The sequence below is a fragment of the Bradyrhizobium sp. dw_411 genome (assembly GCF_018449695.1).
In the GTDB taxonomy this organism is placed as follows: domain Bacteria; phylum Pseudomonadota; class Alphaproteobacteria; order Rhizobiales; family Xanthobacteraceae; genus Bradyrhizobium.
In genome coordinates this window covers 345,663-358,830 of the sequence record NZ_JAAVUY010000005.1, presented here as the reverse complement: position 1 = coordinate 358,830, position 13,168 = coordinate 345,663, and the positions used below count along the sequence as shown (strand labels likewise).

At 62.3% G+C, this 13,168-nt stretch carries 14 protein-coding genes; 9 read left to right on the top strand and 5 right to left on the bottom strand.

Going from position 1 to position 13,168, the window contains the following annotated elements; all coding sequences use genetic code 11:
- Window positions 1–281: 281 nt before the first annotated feature.
- The 3 genes from moaA to HB676_RS10885 form a co-directional block, all read right to left on the bottom strand.
- Window positions 282–1,316 (bottom strand): GTP 3',8-cyclase MoaA, encoded by a 1,035-nt coding sequence (gene moaA, locus HB676_RS10895; RefSeq protein WP_213737788.1) that lies wholly within the window; start codon window positions 1,314–1,316, stop codon window positions 282–284.
- 116 nt (window positions 1,317–1,432) lie between these two features.
- Window positions 1,433–1,897, bottom strand: coding sequence for a hypothetical protein (locus HB676_RS10890; protein WP_213737787.1), 465 nt, complete (start codon window positions 1,895–1,897; stop codon window positions 1,433–1,435).
- A gap of 153 nt (window positions 1,898–2,050) precedes the next feature.
- A complete protein-coding gene (locus HB676_RS10885) occupies window positions 2,051–2,737 on the bottom strand; it encodes an HAD-IA family hydrolase (protein WP_213737786.1) in 687 nt (228 codons plus the stop codon).
- A 215-nt stretch (window positions 2,738–2,952) separates the two neighbouring features.
- Between HB676_RS10885 and rpiA the strand changes: the two genes are divergently transcribed.
- The 7 genes from rpiA to HB676_RS10850 all read left to right on the top strand — a co-directional run bounded on the left by rpiA (window position 2,953) and on the right by HB676_RS10850 (window position 9,135).
- Window positions 2,953–3,651 (top strand): ribose-5-phosphate isomerase RpiA, encoded by a 699-nt coding sequence (gene rpiA / locus HB676_RS10880; RefSeq protein ID WP_213737785.1) that lies wholly within the window; start codon window positions 2,953–2,955, stop codon window positions 3,649–3,651.
- Window positions 3,652–3,673: 22 nt separating this feature from the next.
- Window positions 3,674–4,189 carry a DUF2059 domain-containing protein gene (locus HB676_RS10875; RefSeq protein WP_213737784.1) on the top strand — a complete coding sequence of 172 codons (516 nt, stop codon included), beginning with the start codon at window positions 3,674–3,676 and terminating at the stop codon, window positions 4,187–4,189.
- Between the two features lie 115 nt (window positions 4,190–4,304).
- Window positions 4,305–5,690, top strand: coding sequence for a glutathione-disulfide reductase (gene gor, locus HB676_RS10870; protein WP_213737783.1), 1,386 nt, complete (start codon window positions 4,305–4,307; stop codon window positions 5,688–5,690).
- 25 nt (window positions 5,691–5,715) lie between these two features.
- Window positions 5,716–5,901 (top strand): hypothetical protein, encoded by a 186-nt coding sequence (locus HB676_RS10865; RefSeq protein ID WP_213737782.1) that lies wholly within the window; start codon window positions 5,716–5,718, stop codon window positions 5,899–5,901.
- Window positions 5,902–6,094: 193 nt separating this feature from the next.
- Window positions 6,095–7,189: a branched-chain amino acid aminotransferase gene (locus HB676_RS10860; protein ID WP_213737781.1), complete on the top strand. Its 1,095-nt coding sequence runs from the start codon at window positions 6,095–6,097 to the stop codon at window positions 7,187–7,189.
- A 109-nt stretch (window positions 7,190–7,298) separates the two neighbouring features.
- Complete coding sequence (gene soxC / locus HB676_RS10855; protein ID WP_249780168.1) at window positions 7,299–8,615, top strand: sulfite dehydrogenase; 1,317 nt, start codon at window positions 7,299–7,301, stop codon at window positions 8,613–8,615.
- Window positions 8,602–9,135, top strand: a complete 534-nt coding sequence (locus HB676_RS10850) for a c-type cytochrome (protein WP_213737780.1) — start codon at window positions 8,602–8,604, stop codon at window positions 9,133–9,135. Before soxC ends, HB676_RS10850 begins: the two co-directional genes overlap by 14 nt.
- Before the next feature lie 93 nt (window positions 9,136–9,228).
- On the opposite strand, the gene HB676_RS10845 is transcribed toward HB676_RS10850, so the two are convergent.
- The gene (locus tag HB676_RS10845) at window positions 9,229–10,149 is read right to left on the bottom strand and encodes an amidohydrolase family protein (RefSeq protein ID WP_213737779.1); all 921 of its coding nucleotides are present in this window, start codon (window positions 10,147–10,149) and stop codon (window positions 9,229–9,231) included.
- A gap of 172 nt (window positions 10,150–10,321) precedes the next feature.
- Window positions 10,322–11,227 (bottom strand): alpha/beta fold hydrolase, encoded by a 906-nt coding sequence (locus HB676_RS10840; protein WP_213737778.1) that lies wholly within the window; start codon window positions 11,225–11,227, stop codon window positions 10,322–10,324.
- A 183-nt stretch (window positions 11,228–11,410) separates the two neighbouring features.
- On the opposite strand from HB676_RS10840, the gene HB676_RS10835 reads away from it, so the two are divergent.
- The gene (locus HB676_RS10835; RefSeq protein WP_213737777.1) at window positions 11,411–12,799 is read left to right on the top strand and encodes a 3-deoxy-7-phosphoheptulonate synthase class II; all 1,389 of its coding nucleotides are present in this window, start codon (window positions 11,411–11,413) and stop codon (window positions 12,797–12,799) included.
- 1 nt (window position 12,800) lies between these two features.
- Window positions 12,801–13,154 (top strand): diacylglycerol kinase, encoded by a 354-nt coding sequence (locus HB676_RS10830; protein ID WP_213737776.1) that lies wholly within the window; start codon window positions 12,801–12,803, stop codon window positions 13,152–13,154.
- Window positions 13,155–13,168: the final 14 nt, after the last annotated feature.

Here is a 13,168-nt window from a genome sequence, read left to right as displayed (position 1 = left end):
GACGCGCGTTGTTTCAACGGGCGTCGCTTGGCGTCCGCACGCAGAATCACGGCTCATTTTCAGGAGCGATCGCAACGATAGTCCCCCCCAATTGCGCTCTTGCCATCTTGACCGCGCCCATCCGGCGCACGGCGGCTTATCCAGCCGAACAGGCATAAAAGCCAGCGCACCATTTCAGCGCGCCTTGGCGGCGTCAATTGGAAAATGGGCAAATTGACGTGGGATCAATTGGTTGCGGAGGTTTTGGTAAATCACAACCGCAGCGCTCGGATGCCCGATATTTAGCCGCCGGTCACGCTCATATGGCGGCTGACGCTCGGGCGGTTGTGCCGACGATCGATGATGAAGTCATGGCCCTTCGGCTTCAGGCCAATGGCGCGGTCGATGGCGGCACTGAGCAGGTCGTTGTCTGCGGAAGCGCGCAGCGGCCGGCGCAAATCGGAGGCGTCCTCGTGACCGAGGCAGGTATGCAGCGTGCCGGTGCAGGTAATCCGCACCCGGTTGCAGGACTCGCAGAAATTATGGGTCATCGGCGTGATGAAGCCGAGCTTGCCGCCGGTTTCGTCAACGCGAACGTAGCGGGCAGGGCCGCCGGTGTCGTCGTCGAGATCGGTCAACGTGTATTGCTTGGCGAGCTGCGCGCGGAGCAGGGACAGCGGTACATACTGATCGATGCGTCCCTCGCCGATATCGCCCATCGGCATTACTTCGATCAGCGTCAGCGCCATGTCCTGGCGATGCGCCCATTCCATCAGCGCGGGGATCTCGTCCTCGTTCATGTTCTTGAGCGCCACCGCGTTGATCTTCACCGCGATGCCCGCCGAGCGCGCCGCTTCGATGCCGGCCAGAACCTTGTCGAGATCGCCCCAGCGGGTGATGGCCCGGAATTTCACCGGGTCGAGCGTATCCATCGAGACGTTGATGCGGCGTACGCCGGCGTCACGCAATTCGCTGGCGTAACGTGCGAGCTGCGAGCCGTTGGTCGTCAGCGTCAGCTCATTGAGCGCGCCGGATTTGAGGTGCCGCGACAGCGAGCGCACCAGCGACATCACATTGCGCCGGACCAGCGGTTCGCCGCCGGTGAGGCGCAGTTTGCGCACACCCTTGGCGATGAAGGCCGAGCACAGCCGGTCGAGTTCCTCGAGCGTCAGCAGATCGGCCTTGGGCAGGAATGTCATGTCTTCCGACATGCAATAAAAACAGCGCAGATCGCAGCGATCGGTGACCGACACGCGCAGATAGCTGATGGTCCGGCCGAACGGGTCGGTCATCGGACGCAGCAGTGATGCGGGTGGATCGAGTAAAGTTCCGGTCATTCAACTGTGCCAGTGGACGCGCGCCCGTCATAGCAGGAAACGGCGCTGCGCCAACTCAATCTAGGCACCTTGGTATCGCTATACAATCCGCAGATTGACGGGTGCAGTGCACGCAATCAGCGGGCAGGCGCGGCTGCCGGGGGCGGGGCGTCCGAGCCATCAGCCGGTGGGGCTGCAGCGGTGCCCTTGGGCACCCTCGGTTTTTTCGGCCGCATCGGTTTGGCGCGGGGCGGCGGGCCGATCGGCTGCAGCTCCGTGACCACCGGATTGGGATCGGGCCTCGCCGTGCCGGCGCTGATGAGACTGCCAGGCTCGCGGATGATCTGGACCGGGACGGTGGCCGGCTGGAACCGGGGCATCGCGTAACTGACCGTAAAGCCGCCGGACTCGGGTACGGGGAGGGTTACCGAGCAGGGCGTTTTACAGCTCTGTCCCAGTGACGTCCGCGCATCGGCGCCCGGCGGGTTCGATTCGATCTGAACCTGCATGGTTGGCGGCGCAGACTTGAAATAGTCCATGGAAAACGAAGAACACCCAGCGAGACTGAGGCTCGCTGCGGCAATCGCGATAACACGACGCATGATCAATCCGTCACTCTCTGCGGCAAACTGCCACAATCCCCAGCGGGACCATAAGAGCGTCAGGACTGCGGCGCAACCATGTGGGCGGCCTTCACTAATTATTGGTTAATGCCTGGATTGAGTTAAATAAAATTATTAAGCAAAATCAATGATCTATATCGATTTTTGAGCGGCCATCAGGGTTTCCACAGCAGCCGGCAATTCGCGCATATGGCCGATCAGCAGATCCGGTTTGAGCTCGGCAATGGGTATCTCGGTATACCCGAATTTGACCCCGATGACGGGTACACTGGCCCGCCGGGCCACGCCGATATCCGGGCCGGCGTCGCCAACCATCACGCTTGAGGCCATCTCGCCCCCGGCGCGGGCCACTGTCTGGCGCAGGATCGCTGGATCTGGCTTTGCGATACCGAAGGTGTCGGCGCCGCAAATCGCGGCAAATCTTGCGCTCAACCCCAGCCGGTCCAGCAGCAGCTTTGACAGCCATTCCAGTTTGTTGGTGCAGACCGCAAAACGATAGCCGCGGGCCGCGAGATCATCGAGCGCGCTTTCGAGGCCCTCGAACGGGCGCGAGTCGTCGGCGATATGATCCGCATAATACGCAATGAAGTCACGGGTGAGCCGGTCGAGCTCTTCGAGCGCAACCGTGCGGCCGTCCAATTCCAGGCCGCGTTCAAGCAGCTTGCGGGCGCCGGCGCCGATCATGGTGCGCGCCGACTGCAGCGGCACCGGGGGCATGCCCTCGCGGGCGAGGATATAATTAAGCGCGTTGATCAGATCGGGCGCCGTATCCACAAGCGTGCCATCCAGATCGAATATGACGGTTCGGGCAGAGGTCATCGTGGATCGCTAGCGGTCCGCGTGCCATCATGCAAGTAGGAGACGGTTCATCACCCCCCGAAGCATTGCACGAGGCAGAACCGGACAAAGATATAAAAGTCATCAATTGTAACCGCTATACCGCTGTTACTCCCGGTCAAACGACGCTAGATATGCCCCCGCCGGACACCGCCGATCGCCCGATCGGCAACGGCCTCTGAGGCATCGTTGATCCCGTGAATATGGACGAATTGAAACGGCAGGCGGCGGCTCGTGCGCTGGAATATGTGCGGGACGGCATGAAGCTCGGGCTCGGCACCGGTTCGACCGCGAAGCATTTTGTCGAGCTGTTGGGCGAGCAGGTCAGTGCCGGGCTCAAGGTGATCGGCGTGCCCACGTCAGAGGCGACCCGCGCCGACGCGATCCGCTGCGGGATCGCTCTGACCACGCTGGATGAGATTGATCGGCTCGATTTGACCGTCGATGGCGCCGACGAAATCGACCCTGATCTGAATCTGATCAAGGGCGGTGGCGGCGCGCTGCTGCGAGAAAAGATCGTGGCTGCGGCGTCGGATCGCATGATCGTGATTGCGGACGATTCCAAATGGGTCGAGACGCTCGGTCGTTTCCCGCTGCCGATCGAGGTCATCCCGTTTGGCCTCGCGGCGACGCAACGCGCGATCGGACACGCCTTTGCCGAATGTGGCGTTTCCGGCCCGATGGTGGTCCGAAAGCGACAGGACGGCCACGTTTTCGTCACCGACGGTGGCCACTGGATTGTGGATGCCCATTTGGGCCGCATATCTCAGGCGAAGCATCTGGCGGGATTGCTGACCGCCATTCCAGGCGTCGTCGAACATGGACTATTTATCGGTCTGGCCAGCACCGCGATGCTGGCGGGCTCTCAGGGAATTCGGGTTGTAGAACGGCGGTAACGCCGCCATCGAGGAGAATAAAATGAAGAGTCTTTCGAAAATCATGTTGGCCGCGGGTCTGGCAGCGGGACTGGCGTTGTCCATCGCCCCGGCGAGCGCGCAAACGCCGGCTAAGCCGGCTTCGCCCGCTGCGATCGCGGCCGCCAAGGAAATCCTGGACATGAAGAAAGCCAGCGCGATGTATGCGCAGGCTGTGCCCAGCGTGGTCGAGCAGACCAAGACTCAATTGATGCAGAACAATCTCAACTATCAAAGGGACCTCAACGAGGTCGCGGTTATCGTCGCGCAGAGCCTGGCAGGCCGCGAGAAGGAAATCGGTGACGGCATGGCGAAGGTCTACGCCGACGCCTTCACCGAACAGGAATTGAAAGATCTCGTCACTTTCTACAAAACGCCGCTCGGCCAGAAGCTGCTCACGGCAGAGCCGGAGGCGATTCAGTCCAGCATCGCCTTCATGAGGCAATGGGGGCAGTCGTTTTCGCAGACCGTGGCCGCCCAGTTCCGTGCCGAGATGCACAAGCGCGGCAAGGACATCTGATCAGGACGTTCCGGCAGGAGATCCGAGTACGGACATCTGGCAAAGGGTATCTGAAAGGATATCTATTGGAGATATCCGATCCAGTATCTGATCGAAGCTGACTTTCGAGGCAGACATGGCTGAGTTCGACATCGATCTATTTGTCATTGGCGGCGGCTCGGGCGGCGTTCGCGCCGCCCGGATCGCGGCCGGCCATGGTGCGCGGGTCATGATCGCCGAAGAATACCGGATGGGCGGCACCTGCGTGATCCGCGGCTGCGTGCCGAAGAAGCTGCTGGTCTACGCATCGCACTTCCATCAGGACATCGAGGACGCTGCGGGATTCGGCTGGACCATCCCGTCGGCGACCTTCGACTGGCCGACCATGATCGCCAACAAGGACAGGGAGATCGCGCGACTCGAGGCGGCCTATACCACCAATGTGGAGAAATCCGGCGCGCGCGTCGTCAAGACCCGCGCGGTGTTCGAGGACGCGCATACGCTGCGGCTCGGAACCGGCGAGACGATCCGTTCGAAAACCATTTTGATTGCGACCGGCGGCGCGCCGAACCACGGGCAGGCGATCCCCGGCATCGAACATGTGATCTCGTCCAACGAGGTGTTTCACTTGCCGACGCTGCCGCGGCGCATCCTGATTCAGGGCGGTGGCTATATCGCGCTGGAATTCGCCTGCATCTTTGCCGGCTTCGGTTGCGACGTGACGCTGGTGTATCGCGGCGACAATGTGCTGCGTGGTTTCGACGAGGACGTCCGCGACCACGTGCGCAGCGAGATGGAAAAGGCCGGGATTACCATCCTGACCGGCTGCACCGTCAACAAGATCGACAAACACGGCAAGGAATTCACGTCGCATCTGTCCGGCGGCGCCAGCATCGCGTCCGACCAGGTGATGTTCGCGATCGGCCGGCATCCGAATATCGGGGGGCTCGGGCTTGAGAAGGCCGGTGTCGCGATCAATCCGAACAATGGCGGCATCCAGGTCGACAGCTTCTCGCGCACCTCGGTGCCGAATATCTACGCGGTCGGCGACGTCACCCACCGCATCAATCTGACGCCGGTCGCGATCCGCGAGGGTCACGCCTTTGCCGATACCGTGTTCGGCAAGCGCACGGTTGAGGTCGATCACGCCGATATTCCGACCGCGGTGTTCTGCCAGCCGGAAGTCGGCACGGTCGGGCTGACCGAAACCCAGGCGCGCGCGCAATTCAGCCACGTCGATATCTACAAGACTTCGTTCCGTCCGATGAAAGCGACGATCTCCGGCCGCGATACGAGAGTGCTGATGAAGTTGGTCGTCGACGGCTCAACCGATCGCGTGGTCGGTTGCCATATCGTCGGCGACTGCGCCGCCGAGACCGTCCAGGTGCTGGGCATCGCGATCAAGATGAAGGCGACCAAGGCCGACTTCGACGCGACCATGGCGCTGCATCCGACCGCGGCGGAAGAATTAGTGACCATGCGCACGCCGAGCGCGCGCTATGTGCGGGAAGCCGCCGAGTAGGGCGCACTATCGGCGGGCGGAAGTGATGGACAACGAACAACAGCCCGGCCATCCCAAGGTCCGCACCGCCAAGCGGTCTAGACGCTATTTCAGCCGCACCCGCGTGATCATGCTGCTGCTGTTGCTCGTCGCCATTCCCATTTTTCTCGCGCTTGCGAACAAGACCGTGCACGAAAACGCCGAAGCGATCCGGCAGGCATTTGGTCAGTAGTACGGGCGGGCCGCGCGCATAGGCGCCCGGCCCGCCGGCGATCTTGCCTCCAGGGGATCGAACGCCTATTCACGTGCGCTGGCTTGGCTGGCGACTTGCCGCCCCGCCCATTCCGTGATGTGAACGGTGTGGCGGCTGGCCCGGAACGAGGGCGAATTCCCGCTCCATCGAGGCGATCTACGGAACTTAGGCAATGAGCGCTGCGCAGAAACTCACCTTTTCCATCCATCCGAATCCGACGCCGGTCGCCGCCGACGTGCGCGCCGGATTGCTCAAGGACCCGGGTTTCGGCCGCGTGTTTACCGACCACATGGTGACGATCCGATGGACGAAGGACGGCGGATGGCAGGATGCGCAACTGCGCGCCCGCGCGCCGATCTCGCTCGATCCAGCCGCAGCCGTCCTGCATTACGGCCAGGAGATTTTCGAAGGGCTGAAAGCCTATCGCCGCGACGACGGCAGCATCGCGCTTTTTCGCCCCGAGCAGAACGCCCGCCGCTTCAACACGTCAGCCGCGCGGTTGGCGATGCCTGAAGTGCCGGAGGAATTGTTTCTCGGGGCGATCAACGAACTGGTCAAGGCCGACCTCGCCTGGATCCCCGGCAATGACGGCAGCCTTTATCTGCGTCCATTTCTGTTTGCGACCGAAGCCTTCCTCGGCGTGCGGCCGTCCTACGAATATCTGTTCATGGTGATCGCGAGTTCGGTCGGCTCCTATTTCAAGGGCGGCGACAAGGCCGTCACGGTCTGGCTGTCGGATCACTACACCCGAGCGGCGGCAGGCGGCACCGGTGCGGCCAAGTGCGGCGGCAATTATGCGGCGAGCCTGTTGGCACAGGCCGAAGCGATCGAGCACGGTTGCGATCAGGTCGTTTTCCTCGATGCCGCCGAACATCGCTGGGTCGAGGAGCTCGGCGGAATGAACGTGTTCTTTGTGTTCGACGACGGCTCGATCCAGACGCCGCCGCTGAGCGGCACGATCCTGCCGGGCATCACCCGGGATTCGATTCTCTCGCTGGCGCGGCGCAGCGGGCGCACGGTGCGCGAGGAACGCTATTCGATGGCGCAGTGGCGCGCCGACGCCGCCAGCGGCAAACTGCGCGAATGTTTCGCCTGCGGTACCGCCGCCGTCGTCGCGGCGATCGGCCAGATCAAGAGCGCGCAAGGCGATTTCGCGATCGGCAACGGAAACGGGGGCCCGATCACGGCGGCCCTGAAGGCCGAACTGGTCGGCATTCAGCGCGGCCAGGTTCCGGACCAGGATGGCTGGGTCCGCAAGGCGCTGTGAATGGCGTGGCAACCTGACATTGCCGGAGGTAGACGGCGATAGAGCGAACAGCTAGCCTGACGGGTGAGAAAAAGGGGCGATCTAACGCCCGCACTCAAGGGAGGCTGGAATGTCCAAGCGCCGCGATATGCGTGGTGAAGCTTTGGAAGCCGCTGCCGGAAACGGCTTGATCGACCGCCGCGCGCTGCTCGGGGGCGGTGCGATGATCGCGGGAGCGATAGGGGTGGGCCTCGGCTCATCCGCGGCTGCGGGCGCCGAACCGCTCACGGAAGAACCATGGAGTCTCGAATTCGGCGATCGCACGACACCCTATCAGGTGCCGTCGAAGTTCGAGGCCAAGGTCGTGCGCACGCTGAGCAATCCCAAGCACGAGATGCGCAATTCCCACTCGCGTACGCCGCACCATATGCTCGAGGGAACGACCACCCCCAACGGATTGCATTTCACCATCAACCATGGCGGCATCCCGAGCATCGATCCGGACAAGCATAAGCTCGTGATCCATGGCCTGGTGAAGCGGCCGCTGGAGTTCACGCTCGAAACGCTTTCGCGCTATCCCATGACGACGCGCGCGGCGTTCGTCGAATGCGGCGGCAACAGTGCTCCGATGTTTTCGCCGGAGCCGCTGCAGGAGACCGTGCAGGCCCTGCACGGGCTCGCCTCCTGCGCGGAATGGACCGGCGTCAAGCTTTCGACCTTGCTTGAGGAAACCGGAGTAGATCCGCGCGCGAAATGGCTCATCGCCGAAGGCGCGGACTCGCCGCGGGTGAGCCGCAGTGTCCCGATGAAGAAGGCGCTGGATGACGCGATGATCGTGCTCTACCAGAACGGCGAGCGCCTGATGCCCGGAAACGGTTATCCGATGCGTCTGCTGCTGCCCGGCTACGAGGGCAACATGAACGTCAAGTTCCTGCGCCGCCTCAAGCTCGTGGAGCAGCCTGCCTTCAGCATGTATGAATCCCGGACCTACGCGCCGATCCTGCCGAGCGGCAAGGCGTACCGGTTTTACTTCCTGCAGGAAGTCAAATCCTTCATCACGTTCCCGTCGCATGGTCACAGCCTGAAGGGGCCTGGCCTCTACGAGATTTCGGGCATCGCTTATTCCGGCACCGGCCGGATCGAGAAAGTCATGGTTTCCGCCGACGGCGGTCAAAGCTGGGCGCAAGCAGCCCTTCAGGGGCCGGTCTTGAGCAAGGCCTTCACCCGCTTCCGGCTGCCATGGCGGTGGGACGGTGGCCCGGCCACGCTGCTGAGCCGGGCGTGGGACGAGTCAGGCGAGGTGCAACCGACCCGGGCCGAATTCATCGTCGCGCGCGGTCAGTTGGAAAAGCCGCCGCCGGTCCTAGGATTCAACAATCAGCACTACAATTCGATCACCTGTTGGGGTGTCGGCAGCAATGGGGAGGTCAAGCATGTCTACGCTTAAGCGCGCGATCTTCACTGCCTCGCTGTGTCTTGCGATGACGGCCGGCGCCGCGTCGGGAGAGACGCCCAATTTCGGCAAGCCGATCGATGAGGCATCGATCGCTCCGTGGGATATCAGCATCCTGCCTGACGGCACGGGATTGCCGAAAGGCAGCGGCACGCCCGCGCAGGGCGCGCCGATTTTTGCGGAGAAATGCTCAGGCTGCCACGGTGAAAACGGCAAGGGCGGCGAGGCCGCGGCCTTGGTTAGCGACAAGGAGTTGATCGGCATCAATGCAGCGCAGAAAACCATCCGCAATTTCTGGCCTTATTCAACCACGGTGTTCGATTTCATTCGCCGCGCGATGCCGTTTCAAATGCCGCATACGCTTGCGGATGATGAAGTCTACGCACTTACCGCCTACATTCTCGCCGGCAATAAATTGATCGGCCCGAACGATACGATGGATGCGCAGACCTTGCCGAAGGTGAAGATGCCGTTTCGCGACAACTTCATCCTGCGGTTTCCAGATCGGATTTAACAGCGTACCCGGTGCGTGTTTCCCTGACGGAAAACGAAGCGGGTGACGCCGGAGCCTGTCAGCGATGTCAGCCTGTCTGCATCGTGTCTGGAGCTACGCCCATTTCAACCGTTCAAGGATCGCCTTGCCCATCACCCATTCCTTGTCCTCTTCGGACAGGAACGGCAATTCTTCGGTGAAATGGGTGATGCGCTGTGCATAGGTGGCCTTGTCGAAGCCGTTGGTCATGTCGGTACCCCAATAGCATCGCTTGGGGCCATAGGCTTCGAACAGCCGCTTGATGTGCGGCGTGAAATCGCGGAACGGATAGGCCTCCGACGAATAGTTCGCCGTTGCTGACAGCTTGACCGAGACGTTGGGATATTTCGCCAGCGACGCGGTCTGGCTGACGGCGTCTGGAATGCGGCCGTCCTTCAGCGTATTGCCGCCGATGCCCATGTGGTCGGCGATCAGTTGCAGGCGCGGATAGCGCTCCGCGACACCGGCGATCTGCGCGTTCTGGCCATCGGTCAGGAACATCACCGGAAGTCCCGCTTTCTCGGCCTCCGGCCAGAACCAGTCCGCGGTGCCGTCGGTCAGCCAGCTTTGCGTCGCGCCGAGAAACGTCAGCCGCACACCGAGCATGCCCGGCTGCTCCTTCCATTTCGGCAGCAGCGCCGCGGCCACTTGAGGATTCTTCAGGGGCACGCGGCCCATCACCGCGAAGCGATTTGGATAACGCCTGGAGGCCTCAAGGCCGTAATCGTTGCGGTCGCCCGGCCATGACGGCGGCACGATCACGACGCGATCGACCTTGGCCTGCTCCACCAGCGGCACCAGTTTTTCGATCGTGAACGGCTCGGGCATTTGCGGCTTCATGCCAGGAACCCATTTCCAGTCGTCGGATTCGGCTTTCCACAAATGCACCTGCGCATCGACGATTTTGCGCCTGGCCGGCTGCGCCGTTACCTTTTGCGATGCCAGCGCGACGCCAGCGGCGAGGGTGGTGGTGCCGAATTGCCGACGAGACATCATGTGGATCATCCTCCCGAATTGTTTTTCGTTGGATGGGAATGTGTTCGCGCGGCGCGATGGCTGTCAAGGAGTTTGGAAATAGCGGGCCGTCATTGCGAGCGAAGCGAAGCAAGCCATCGCGCCGCAAAGAAAGAATGGATTGCTTCGCTTCGCTCGCAATGACGAGAAAACGCTACCCCGCCTCTTCCATCCATTCCGCGGCACCCCGCCAGAGCGTGTCGCGGTGTTCGGAGCGGAAGAAGCCGAGATGGCCGATGGCGGTGGCGCCGGCGTCTTTGGGGGTGATGGTCAGGATGTCCGGCTTGGTCGAGGTAAAGCCCGAACACAATAATTCAACCGCCGGCCGCGTCGCCCAGGGATCGTCGGACAGGCACAGCGAACGCAACGCGCCTTTGTAGGCTGCGAAATTCGGCAGCGTCTTCAGGGAGGGATCGTCGAACAGATAGCGTGGACTCATGACCCAGCGGGTCCATTGCTCGAACACGCCCTTCGGTAGATCCTCGCCGATGCCGCTCCAGCCCGGCGCGTAGCCGAGCGAGCGGGTGAGCGGAATGCCGATAAAGTTCAACAACGCATAGACGCGGTAACGCTCCGGCGTCGCCATCAGCTTCCAGTATCCGGCTTGCGCTGCGATCAACAGCGCGCGCGACACCTCGGTGTTGTTGGCGAGCAGCCCGAGCGCCTGGCCACCAAAGGAATGGCCGATGTAATTGAGCGGCAGCGTCTTGTAACGTTCGCGCATCCACGCCACCGCGGCGGTGGCGTCGAGCGTAGCCCAGTCCGCCATTGTGGCGTTGAAGCCAGCCAGCGGCTTGAACTGATTGTAGCCGACCAGCGACCTCTGCCGGCTGTCACCAGTGCCGCGGTAATCATAGGTCAGCACCGCATAGCCGCGCCGCGCGAGATAGCCGGCGAACCCCTTGTAGATCTTGCGCGGTACGGCGGTGGCCGAATTGATCAGGACGGCGTGGCGCTTGGCGCCGCGGGGCAAAAACAGCGTGGCGCCCAGCGAATATCCGTCCGCAGCCGGGAAGGTGATATCGTCGATAAAAACGTCGTCCAGCCCAGCCTCAGCCACCGCGATTGCCCTGTAATTCCGCGCGCCCCCAGCAAAGGCGAATTCGGCTTTTGCTGCAAGGGCTTGTCATTAGACGCGGAAATCCAACTAGCGGTTCAAGATCAGCCTGTGTATAACCCGGCCCTTCGCTGCCCCGTATAGACACCCCATATAAGTAGCGGTTTTTGCTCAGGAGTTAAGTTCATGTCCGAGCGGTGGACACCCGATAGCTGGCGCAGCCGGCCGGTGATGCAAGTGCCCGAATATCCCGATGCGAAGGCATTGGCGGATGTCGAGGCGCAGCTTGCGACGTTTCCACCGCTGGTTTTTGCAGGTGAGGCCCGCAACCTGAAAAAAGCGCTGGGGCGCGTCGCCGCCGGCGAGGCCTTCCTGCTGCAAGGCGGCGACTGCGCCGAGAGCTTCGCCGAACATGGCGCCAACAATATCCGGGACTTCTTCCGCGTCTTCCTGCAGATGGCGGTGGTGCTGACCTATGCCGGCGCGTTGCCGGTGGTGAAGGTCGGCCGCATCGCCGGGCAGTTCGCCAAGCCGCGCTCGTCACCGACCGAGACCATCGATGGCGTCGCGCTGCCGAGCTACCGCGGCGACATCGTCAACGATATCGCGTTCACCGAGGCCTCGCGCATTCCCGATCCGCAGCGCCAGTTGATGGCGTATCGCCAGTCGGCGGCGACGCTCAATCTGTTGCGTGCGTTTGCGACCGGCGGTTTCGCTAATTTGGGAAGCGTGCATCAGTGGATGCTGGGTTTCCTGCGGGATTCCTCGCAGTCGCGCCGTTACAAGGAACTGGCGGATCGCATTTCCGACGCGCTGAATTTCATGCGCGCCTGCGGTCTCAATCTGGAAAGCCATCCGGAATTGCGCGCCACCGACTTCTACACCAGCCACGAAGCGCTGCTGCTCGGCTACGAGCAGGCCTTCACGCGGGTCGATTCCACCACCGGCGATTGGTACGCCACCTCAGGTCACATGATCTGGATCGGCGACCGCACCCGCCAGCTCGATCACGGTCATGTCGAATATTTCCGCGGCATCAAGAATCCGATCGGGCTGAAATGCGGCCCCTCGCTCAAGCCGGACGATCTGTTGCGGCTGATCGACGTGCTCAATCCGGACAATGAGCCGGGGCGGCTGACCCTGATTGGCCGTTTCGGCGCCGACAAGATCGGCGATCACCTGCCGCAGATGATCCGAACCGTGCAGCGCGAAGGCCGCGCGGTGGTGTGGTCGTGCGATCCGATGCATGGCAACACCATCACCTCGAACTCGGGCTACAAGACCCGGCCGTTCGACCGCATCCTGTCGGAGGTGAAGTCGTTCTTCAACATCCATACGGCGGAGGGCACCCATGCCGGCGGCGTCCATCTGGAAATGACCGGCCAGGACGTCACCGAATGCGTCGGCGGCGCGCGGGCGATCACCCACGAGGATCTCAGCGATCGCTATCACACGGTCTGCGACCCCCGTCTCAATGCCGAGCAGTCGATCGACATGGCTTTCCTGATCGCCGAATTGCTCAAGCAGGAACGTGGCGTGCAAGCCAGCCCATTACCGGTCGCGGCGGGGCTGTAAATTGTTGCGGTTCTGGCGGGCCACGGTCAATACGCGCAACGGCCTCGCTTTCGCGATCCGTTCGGAGCAGGCCATTCGCGAAGAACTGGTCGCGCTGGCGCTGTCCTTGCCGTTCGCGTGGCTGATCGGCGTCACCGTGATGCGGCGGTTTGAGCTGGTCGCCATGGTGGTCCTGGTGCTGGTGGTCGAACTGCTCAACACCGCAATCGAAAAGCTCGCCGACCGGCTGACCACCGACCACGATCCGCAGATCGGGCGGGTGAAGGACATGGGCTCGGCGGCGGTGGGCGGCGCGCTGGTAGTGGCCGGGCTGTTCTGGTTGTTCGCCATCGCCGAACGCATGGGCGCGATCTAAAGCCGGCAATTGCA

Excerpts from the sequence above, each read along its gene's own strand:
- HB676_RS10865 (WP_213737782.1), top strand. The coding sequence starts at position 5,716 with ATGGACAACGAACAACAGCCCGGCCATCCCAAGGTCCGCACCGCCAAG.
- gor (WP_213737783.1), top strand. The coding sequence starts at position 4,305 with ATGGCTGAGTTCGACATCGATCTATTTGTCATTGGCGGCGGCTCGGGC.
- moaA (WP_213737788.1), bottom strand. The coding sequence starts at position 1,316 with ATGACCGGAACTTTACTCGATCCACCCGCATCACTGCTGCGTCCGATG.
- HB676_RS10835 (WP_213737777.1), top strand. The coding sequence starts at position 11,411 with ATGTCCGAGCGGTGGACACCCGATAGCTGGCGCAGCCGGCCGGTGATG.
- HB676_RS10890 (WP_213737787.1), bottom strand. The coding sequence starts at position 1,897 with ATGCGTCGTGTTATCGCGATTGCCGCAGCGAGCCTCAGTCTCGCTGGG.
- HB676_RS10875 (WP_213737784.1), top strand. The coding sequence starts at position 3,674 with ATGAAGAGTCTTTCGAAAATCATGTTGGCCGCGGGTCTGGCAGCGGGA.
- HB676_RS10860 (WP_213737781.1), top strand. The coding sequence starts at position 6,095 with ATGAGCGCTGCGCAGAAACTCACCTTTTCCATCCATCCGAATCCGACG.
- HB676_RS10850 (WP_213737780.1), top strand. The coding sequence starts at position 8,602 with ATGTCTACGCTTAAGCGCGCGATCTTCACTGCCTCGCTGTGTCTTGCG.
- HB676_RS10845 (WP_213737779.1), bottom strand. The coding sequence starts at position 10,149 with ATGATGTCTCGTCGGCAATTCGGCACCACCACCCTCGCCGCTGGCGTC.
- soxC (WP_249780168.1), top strand. The coding sequence starts at position 7,299 with ATGTCCAAGCGCCGCGATATGCGTGGTGAAGCTTTGGAAGCCGCTGCC.
- HB676_RS10885 (WP_213737786.1), bottom strand. The coding sequence starts at position 2,737 with ATGACCTCTGCCCGAACCGTCATATTCGATCTGGATGGCACGCTTGTG.